Annotated in this window: 1 protein-coding gene; it reads left to right on the forward strand. The window is 59.9% G+C overall.

Annotated features, from left to right (window positions below; genetic code table 11):
- Positions 1 to 43: 43 nt before the first annotated feature.
- Positions 44 to 392 (forward strand): adenylosuccinate synthetase (locus RM555_RS30890; RefSeq protein ID WP_311415010.1); only part of this gene is annotated, 349 nt, incomplete at its 3' end.

Here is a 392-nt window from a genome sequence, read left to right on the forward strand (position 1 = left end):
TCAGAAGGTCGAGGCCTCTCTAGACCAAAAGAACCAGATCCTGGTGAAGATCTACAACCGTCGCGCTATCGATCCAGGCGAGGTTGCCGACGGTCTGCTGGCCCACGCCGAGCGCATCCGCCCCTACGTCGTTGACGTGGCTCGAGTTCTCAACAAGGGCCTTGACGAGGGCAAGGTCATACTTTTTGAGGGCGCCCAGGCCCATCATCTTGACGTTGACTTCGGCACGTATCCGTATGTCACCTCGTCCAACCCGATCGCTGCGGGCGCGTGTACTGGCTCAGGCGTCGGACCGACTCGCATCGACCGCATTGTTGGCATCGCTAAGGCGTACACCACTCGCGTTGGTGAAGGTCCGTTCCCGACCGAGCTCTGTGACGATGATGGTGAGC

It is taken from the genome of Micromonospora reichwaldensis (assembly GCF_031845925.1).
GTDB classification, from domain to species: domain Bacteria; phylum Actinomycetota; class Actinomycetes; order Mycobacteriales; family Micromonosporaceae; genus Micromonospora; species Micromonospora reichwaldensis.